Source organism: Streptosporangium minutum (assembly GCF_002149035.1).
Taxonomy (GTDB): domain Bacteria; phylum Actinomycetota; class Actinomycetes; order Streptosporangiales; family Streptosporangiaceae; genus Streptosporangium; species Streptosporangium minutum.
Genome location: NZ_NGFP01000347.1, coordinates 1 through 8,072, shown reverse-complemented (window position 1 = coordinate 8,072; position 8,072 = coordinate 1). Strand labels below are relative to the sequence as shown.

Annotated in this window: 7 protein-coding genes; 2 read left to right on the top strand and 5 right to left on the bottom strand. The window is 71.3% G+C overall.

What is annotated here, in order from left to right; genetic code table 11:
* Positions 1-104 (bottom strand): NAD(P)-binding protein (locus CA984_RS40855; RefSeq protein ID WP_133061928.1); only part of this gene is annotated, 104 nt, incomplete at its 3' end.
* Between the two features lie 53 nt (positions 105-157).
* Here CA984_RS40855 and CA984_RS40850 point away from each other — a divergent pair.
* Positions 158-850, top strand: coding sequence for a TetR/AcrR family transcriptional regulator (locus tag CA984_RS40850; protein ID WP_086578711.1), 693 nt, complete (start codon positions 158-160; stop codon positions 848-850).
* A gap of 211 nt (positions 851-1,061) precedes the next feature.
* Here CA984_RS40850 and CA984_RS40845 read toward each other — a convergent pair whose 3' ends face one another.
* Positions 1,062-1,295 carry a hypothetical protein gene (locus CA984_RS40845; RefSeq protein WP_086578710.1) on the bottom strand — a complete coding sequence of 78 codons (234 nt, stop codon included), beginning with the start codon at positions 1,293-1,295 and terminating at the stop codon, positions 1,062-1,064.
* A 4-nt stretch (positions 1,296-1,299) separates the two neighbouring features.
* Positions 1,300-2,661 (bottom strand): S8 family serine peptidase, encoded by a 1,362-nt coding sequence (locus CA984_RS40840; protein WP_086578709.1) that lies wholly within the window; start codon positions 2,659-2,661, stop codon positions 1,300-1,302.
* A gap of 171 nt (positions 2,662-2,832) precedes the next feature.
* On the opposite strand from CA984_RS40840, the gene CA984_RS40835 reads away from it, so the two are divergent.
* On the top strand, positions 2,833-4,878 hold the full coding sequence (locus tag CA984_RS40835) for a spermine/spermidine synthase domain-containing protein (RefSeq protein ID WP_086578708.1): 2,046 nt from the start codon (positions 2,833-2,835) through the stop codon (positions 4,876-4,878).
* 75 nt (positions 4,879-4,953) lie between these two features.
* On the opposite strand, the gene CA984_RS40830 is transcribed toward CA984_RS40835, so the two are convergent.
* Together CA984_RS40830 and CA984_RS40825 are read right to left on the bottom strand one after the other, a co-directional pair.
* Positions 4,954-6,861 carry an LCP family glycopolymer transferase gene (locus CA984_RS40830; RefSeq protein WP_242676453.1) on the bottom strand — a complete coding sequence of 636 codons (1,908 nt, stop codon included), beginning with the start codon at positions 6,859-6,861 and terminating at the stop codon, positions 4,954-4,956.
* A 143-nt stretch (positions 6,862-7,004) separates the two neighbouring features.
* Positions 7,005-8,072: neutral zinc metallopeptidase (locus tag CA984_RS40825; protein ID WP_086578706.1), on the bottom strand; the 1,068-nt coding region annotated here is incomplete at its 5' end.

Here is an 8,072-nt window from a genome sequence, read left to right as displayed (position 1 = left end):
GGATCGCGTTCGAGGACGGTGACGGGGTGACCGTGGCGGTGCAGGACGCGGGCGAAGGTAAGGCCGGCGGGGCCGCTCCCAACCACGGCGATACGATGTCTCATGTCGATACACTGTATTTTACTATTACGCTGTATCGCAACAGTACGATGTAGCCATGACTGTGTGGGACCGGCCGGAGCCGCCGACTCGCCCCGCGCCGCTCGACCGGGAGCGGATCGTCGCCGCCGCCGTCGCGCTGGCCGACGAGGGCGGGCTGGAGGCGGTGTCGTTGCGCAAGGTCGCCGCCCGGCTCGACGTCGGCCCGATGCGGCTGTACGGATACATCTCCACCAAGGAGGAGCTGTTCGACCTCATGGTGGACGAGGTCCACGCCGAGATGCTCCCCGAGGAGCGGCCCGGGGACTGGCGGGAGGCGCTGCGCGCCCACGCCCACCGCACCAGGCAGGCAGCTCTCCGTCACGAATGGCTGGCCGACCTGCTCGGCGGCCGTCCGACCCTGGGCCCGAACGCCCTCGCCGTGGCCGAGGCCACGCTGGCCGCCCTCGGCGGCCTTGCCGACATCGACACCGTCATGCGCGCCGTGGAGACCGTCAGCGCCTACTTCACCGGCGCGATCAGGCGCGAGATCGCGAACCTGCGGGCCGAGCGCGCCACGGGCCTGTCCAAGCACGACTGGCAGCGCGCCTTCGGGCCGCATGTGAGGAGGATGCTGGACACGGGCCGCTTCCCGGCGCTGGCCAAGGTCGTGTACGACGGCACGGAGGTGGACGCCGAGACGACCTTCGCGACCGGCCTGGACTGGGTCCTCGACGCCGTGGCCGCCAAACTCGCCCGGCCGTCGGCGTGACGTTCAGGATTCCCGGGTGACATCCGTGGCGCCGCATGACACCGCCAGACCGCGCACCCACCTGCTCGACCGGTTCAGAGGCGAGCTCTGACGCCGGACGAGCGGGCGGTGCGGAAGGGCTGCGCCATCTGCAGGCCCTTCACTCGGGGCGGCGTCACCAGGGCGGTGCGCCACGGAAGCCGGGGTGCGTCATCCACCGGACTCGGGCGATTCAGTCCGGCGGGCCGTAGGGCTCGATCCTCGGATCGGAGTAGGGGCCGCCGCCCGCCGCCGGGTCGATCCGGCGGGCGGCCTCCTCGGCCACGCGCAGTCCGTACAGGTCCTGGCCGGGGTCGATGAGCACCAGGCCGTAGCCGGAATCGACCTCCTCCTCCGTCAGCCCCAGGCGGCGGATGGCCTGTGCGAGCGTCGCCTGGGACTGGAGTCGTACGGTGACGAGTCTCATGCCCTCACGCTACGCGTGTCGCTCTGCGCCGCAATGACGCGAGCACCCCCAGTGTGTCGGTGACGCCGTAGCCGTAGTCGTAGTCGAACCCGATGTCGCTGCGGTCGTCGGCCGTACGGCGCAGCAGGGTGCGCAGCTGGGCGGGGGAGAGGGCGGAGACGGGCCACCGGGTGCGGATGGCCGCGACCAGGCCGGCGGCCACCGGGCAGGCGGCCGAGGTGCCCGAGTCGGGCTCGCCGGCGCCGAAGGCCTTGGAGCCGGAGAAATGGGTGTAGGAGCAGATGTCGGGCTTGCGGAGGGCGAGGCGGCCGGGACCCTGGGAGGAGTATCCGACCCGGTGCCCGGCGGTGTCCACGCCGCCGATGGACAGCACGCCCGGGTGGGAGTTGGCGCCCGCGATCGGCCGGTCCGGATAGGCGCACCGGCCGTCCCTGCAGTCACGCCCGCAGTTGCCGGCGGCGAACAGCACGTCGGCGCCCGCCTGCTCCAGGCTCGCGACGATGAGGTTGAACGGGTGGGCCGGGTTGTCGGAGTAGTTGCCGGGATGGCCGACGGGGAAGTCCCAGCGGGGGGAGAAGGAGCCCCAGCTGTTGCTGATCACCAGGGACCGTGTCTCCGCGGGCTGGGCCTCAAGGACGGTGCGCAGGTGGGCGAAGGCCGCCACCGCGTCCGATAGCAGGCCGTCGAGGGCCGAGCCGCCGGGGCGCTGGGAGAGCAGCACGGGGATGTCGATCAGCGTGGCCCGCGGGGCGGCGATGAGGGTGTCGAACGCGCACATCGTGCCGTGGTTGACCTCGAACTCGCCCGGCCTGCCGGTCACCCCGTCGGGGTTCCAGCTCCGGTCCTTGTCCAGCAGCAGGTCCCGGCCGAGGTGGCGGGCCACGTGCGCGGCGTTGATGCCGGTGTCCAGCACCGCCAGCGCCACGCCTGAGCCGTCCAGGCCCTCCGCGTGCAGCTCGGCGACGTGCAGCAGCCGCTCCACGTCGTGCCAGTCGCCCACCGGGGCGTCGCCGCCGCAGGTGAGGTTCGACTCGATCACCGGGTCGGCGAACACCCCCACGACGTCGTTGCGGAGGGTGGGCAGCAGGGTGACCCGGGTGGACAGCTCGTCGTCGGAGATCTCCCCGCGGACCATGACCGAGGCGTCGTCGGCGGAGAGGGAGAAGGTCAGCGACTGGTTCAGGGACAGGGGGTCGCCGCCGGCGGCGGCGGGCACCGGTCGCGGCACGGCGACCGGCGTGAACGAGGGGTCCAGGACGACCCCGGGCAGGCCGTCGGCGACGTCGGCCGTGGTCGCGGTCACATCGGGATCGGCCACCGCCGCGACGACGTCCGGGGAGGGGCGGAGCTGGATCAGGACCCGCATGGTGCACCACCAGGGTTCGGGGGGAACGGACCCCTCCACGTTCCTTCATCCGCCTCGATCGCGTCCACCCATTCAAAGCATCCTGCATCGGTATCCGCCCACTTAAACCCCACAAACCGCCGACACTTATTTCCTTCCATGAGGGCAGGACGGTCACTAGCGTTGGACGGCATGACCGCAGCGGCGGAGACGACGCCACCCCCTTATCCCGACGCCCCGTCCACCCACTGGCTGAGCACCCGGCCGAGGTTGATCGTGGCCAGCGCCTTCATGCTCTTCCTGGAGCTGGCGCTGATCCGATGGACCGGATCGAACATCGTTCATCTGAGCTATTTCACGAACTTCGTCCTGCTCGGCTCGTTCCTCGGCATCGGGCTCGGCTTCCTCCGCGTGGGGCGCACGACGCGGCAGCCGTACTACTCGCCGATCACCCTGGCCGTCCTCGTGCTGGTCATCCTGTTCTTCCCGGTCACCGTGGACCGGCAGACCGAGGGTGTCCTGTACTGGACCAGCCTGGGCACCAGCGGGCCGCCGCCCTGGCTGATCCTGCCGGTGATCTTCGTGGCGGCGGCGATCGTGCTGATGGGCCCGGCCGAGCTGGTCGGGCGGTGCTTCCCGGAGCTGGACCGGCTGGAGGCCTACCGCTACGACCTGGTCGGCAGCCTCACCGGCATCGCGCTGTTCACCGCGCTGTCGTTCCTCAGCGCGCCGCCGGTCGTGTGGGGCACGATCGCCGCGGCCGCCTACCTCGTGCTGCTGTGGCCGCGCACGGCCTGGGGGCGGCTCGCGCTGGCCGTCCCGGCGCTGGTCGTGGTCGGCGCCCTCGCGGTGGAGACGCTGACGGCGGGGGCACTGTGGTCGCCCTACTACAAGGTGACCTACAAGCGGCTCGACTACGCCGGCGTCCCGGTGATGGACATCCAGGTCAACGGCATCCCGCACCAGCAGGCCGTCCCGGCGCGGAACCGGCTGGAATGGGAGCGGCAGTACGCACTGCCGTACGAGCGGGCGGCGGCGCAGAAGCTGGACGACGTCCTGATCGTCGGCGCGGGCAGCGGCACCGACGTGGCCATCGCGCTGGCCAAGGGCGCCAAGCGCGTGGACGCGGTGGAGATCGACCCCAAACTCCGCGAACTGGGCGGGACCTACCACCCCGACAGGCCCTACGCCGACCCCCGCGTCACCACCGTCGTCACCGACGGCCGCGCCTTCCTGGAACGCACCTCCGGGAAGTACGACCTGATCCTGTTCGCGCTGCCCGACTCGCTCACCCTGGTCTCCGGGGCCAGCTCGCTGCGGCTGGAGAGCTACCTGTTCACCCAGCAGGCCATGGAGGCGGCCAGGGACCACCTCAAGCCCGGCGGCACCTTCTCGATGTACAACTACTACCGGGAGAGCTGGCTGGTGGACCGGCTCGCCGCCACCATGCAGGCCGCCTTCGGGCACAAGCCGTGCGTGGACATCGTCAGTGAGACCGGCCAGCAGGCCGTGATCACCGCGGGCCTCAGCGCGCGGACCCAGAGCTGTGGCGCCGAGTGGGCCGGCGCGACCGCCCTCACCCCGCCGCCGACCGGCGACGACCGGCCCTTCCTCTACCTGAAGGACCGGACGATCCCCCAGATCTACCTCATCACTCTCGGGCTCATCCTGCTCGTGAGCGTGTTCGCCGTCCGGGCGGTCGCCGGGCCGTACACCCGGATGCGTCCCTACGCCGACCTGTTCCTGCTGGGTGTGGCCTTCCTGCTGCTGGAGACCAGGAGCGTGACCGGGTTCGCGCTGCTGTTCGGCACGACCTGGGTGGTGAACGCGATCGTGTTCGCCGGGGTGCTGGTCGCCGTGCTCGCCGCGGTGGAGGTGACGCGCCGCTTCAGGACCCCGCCGGTGCCCGTCATGTACGGCGTGCTCCTCGGCGGGCTGGTGCTGGCCTGGCTGGTGCCCAACTCCTGGCTGCTGGGCCTGCCGCTGCCGCTGCGGGCGGTGGTCGCCGTGGCCGTGGCGTTCCTGCCGATCTTCGCGGCCAACGTGGTGTTCGCCAAGCGCTTCGCCGACTCCGGCGACGGCACCACGGCCTTCGGCGCGAACCTGCTGGGCGCGATGGTCGGCGGCTGCCTGGAGTATCTGGCGCTGGTCATCGGCTACCAGGCCCTGCTGGTCGTAGCGGGCCTGCTCTATCTCGGGGCCTTCGCCCTGCTTCCCCGGAGCGCCAGGGCCGCCTGAGCGCGGCAGGGGCGCTGAGAGGACTGTGGCCCGGCTCCCCAGGGGGAGCCGGGCCACAGCGGCGTGCGTGGGGGGTCAGAACCCGCAGAGCTCGCTGAGGGACTGGGCCGCCTTGCCGTTCTGGGTGGGGGTCTCGCTCGGCCGGGCCGTCACGGTCCTGGTGGGGGCCGGGTCCGGAGTGGGGCTGGCGCCGCTCGCGCCGGGAGAGGCGGTCGCGCCGGGGGAGGCCGTCACACCGGCGGCGAGGGCGCGGCGGGAGGGCTGGGCGGACTGGCGCAGCGCCCTCGCGGTCGCGGTGCGGATCTTCTGCCAGTCGGGTGAACCGGTGTAGAACTCCGGCGGCACGAACTGCAGGCTGGTGATCCTGGCGTCCTTGACCTTGAGAGCGAGGTCGGTCACGTGCTCCAGCAGCTCGCGGGGGATGTTGGTCTTGGCCATCCGCTTGGCCACGTTCGCGACCTTGACGAAGTTGGTGAGCACGACCGACGGGGTGGCCTGCTGGGCGAAGGCGCCGATGACGCACCGCTGGCGGGCCATGCGGGAGAAGTCGTCGCTGCCGACGCGGGAGCGCCCGTACCAGAGCGCCTCCTCGCCGGACAGCGTCTGGTAACCGGCCTTGATCGTGCCCGCGGTGCCGTAGAGGCCGCCCCACTTGACGTCGTTGTCCACCCGGATCTTCAGCCCGCCGATGGCGTCCACCAGGTGGGCGAAGCCGAACATGTTCACGAGGGCGTAGTAGTCGATCTGCAGGTTGAGCGTCTGGCCGATGGCGTTCATGAGCGCCCGGGGGCCGCGCTGGTCGTCCTTGCCCGGCACGATCTCCGGATGGTCCTCGCCGTACTGCCAGACCTCGTTGAGCAGGCCGCCGTTGGGCAGTTCGCGCATGAAGCCGTTGGGGAAATGCTTGGCGAGCGGGGTGCCGGGCCTGAAGTGGACGTGCTGCAGGTTGCGGGGCAGGCTGAACATGACCGTGTTGCCGGTTTCGACGTTCACGCTGGCCACGTTCATGCTGTCGGTCCGCACGCCCTCCCGGTTGCCGGCGCCGTCACCGCCGATGAGCAGGAAGTTCACCTGCTTGCGCCCGCCCCACGGGTCCTCGTGCTTGATCGGGGCCACCGCCGTGTCGTCCTTGACGCTCGGGAAGATGGCGTTGACCGTCTCCTTGGCGGTCAGCACGGTGCTGGCGGTCAGCGCGAACGGCGCCATCACCGACACGCACAGCACGCCCACCACGACGCCGGAGACGATCTGCCCCCTGCCGGTCAGCCGGTTGGGCTTCAGGGAGATGTAGGACGACAGCACCAGCAGGAACCAGCAGAGCGCGCCGAGCACGGCGACGATCACCCCGGCCAGGAGCGAGCTGTCCCGGGTGGCGACGCCGGTGTTGCCCGATCCGAACAGGACGAGACCGCCGACCAGCGCGGCCACCAGCAGCGCGCCGAAGACACCGAGCAGGATGTAGCCGGTACGGCGGCGCCCGGCGCGCAGGTGCGCCGCGCCGGGCAGGATCGCCGACAGCAGGGTCCAGCCGATGAGCGAGGCGGTCGTCAGCGGCTTGGCGAACTGCGGCCGGTTCTTCGGGGGCGGGCCGGACGGCGGGGGCTCGGCCGCGGGCGCCGGCCCCGGCCTGCTCACCCGCACGGTGTTGTCGGCCGCCTGTGCGGGCTCGCGGTCCTGTCCCGCGTCCCGCGCCTGCTCGGGCTTCTCCACCCGCACGGTGTTGTCGGCCGCCTGTGCGGGCTCGCGGTCCTGTCCCGCGTCCCGCGCCTGCTCGGGCTTCTCCACCCGCACGGTGTTGTCGGCCGCCTCGGGCTCTCGCCCCCGGCCGGTCTCCGGCAGCCCTGAGGCCTGTGTTTCAGGGGCGCTCCGCGCGCCGCCGGCGCCGGGCTGCGTCCCGCCGCCCGCGCCGCTCGCGCCGCGCCGCCGGGTGCGCCGTTTCCCGCCGTCGTCGGCGGGATCCCCCGAGTCCTGCCCAAGGTGCATCGTCACACCGCTTCCTACGTCTTATCCCAGTCCACCTGGCAAAACAGCCGAGGGGCCCCGATTACACAGAATTGCCAGGATTCTAGTCCCCATACCTGGACATGACAGACAGATGGCCAATTCTCGGTTAACGGTCATCTAAGCTACGACGTCGATGAGGACGGGGCCAGCCAGGTGTTGCACTGGAAGGTCTTGTTCTTCTCGTAGCCCTGGCGGAACCAGCGATTGTTGTTCGCGGGCGAGCCGTGGTCGCGGGGGTGGCCCGGCCAGTCGCCGACCCGCGAGTAGAAGTAATAGAGCGTGTTGCGCCGCGCCGGGGTGACCGGGTAGCTGGCCGAGACCGAGCGCATGAACATCGCGCCGAAGCAGGTGGCCTGGAGCTCGAACCGGCGGCTCAGCGCGAGCTTGCCGCTGCGGCTGGTGGAGCGCGTGGTCTGCTGCCACCAGTCGTCGGACAGGCCCGACAACTGCTGGACGTGATGCCCGTACTCGTGGGCCATCATGCTGACGACCCCGCCGTGCCAGTCGGTGATCTGGCCGTACCCGCCGGAGTTGCCGGACCCCTTCACCATGGCCGTGGTCGAGGCGTAGATGGTGGTGTTGCGCGGGCAGTAGTACGGCACGATGCTGCCGGTCGAGGGGAAGTCCCCGCAGGCGCCGCGCCCCCTGCTGGAGGTGAGGGCGTAGCCCGGGGGATGCCAGGTCATGCCCTGCGCGCGCATGATCCGGGACCAGCCCCTGTCCAGGCACTTGGAGGTCTTCAGGATCAGCGCCTTGAGCTGGCTGTGGCTGTAGATGCTGGGCGAGCCCACCGGGCAGTTCACCCTGGGCAGGCCCCCGGCCCGGTAGAGCGTGTTGTTCTTCAGGGTGGTGTTCAGGATCTGCCGCCTGGCCGGGGGAGTGACCGTGGACTCGGAGGGGCGTGAGTCGGTGGCCCGCGGGGAGGCGGTGCTCCTCGTGGACGGCTCGAACGGGGTGAAGGTGGGGACCGCGACCGGAGAGACCGGGTCGGCGGTGCGGCTGCCCTTGATCAGCGCCCCGACCACCACGAGCCCGACGAACACCAGCGCGACCACGCCGAAGACCCCGCCGATGATCGCGCCGGCGCCGCCGCCGGAGCGGGGGCGCTGCGGCTGCCACTGGGGCGGCGGATACGACGGCGGCCGGTGCCGGGGGTCCGGCGGCGGGGGCGGCGGCTGGCCGTACGGCAT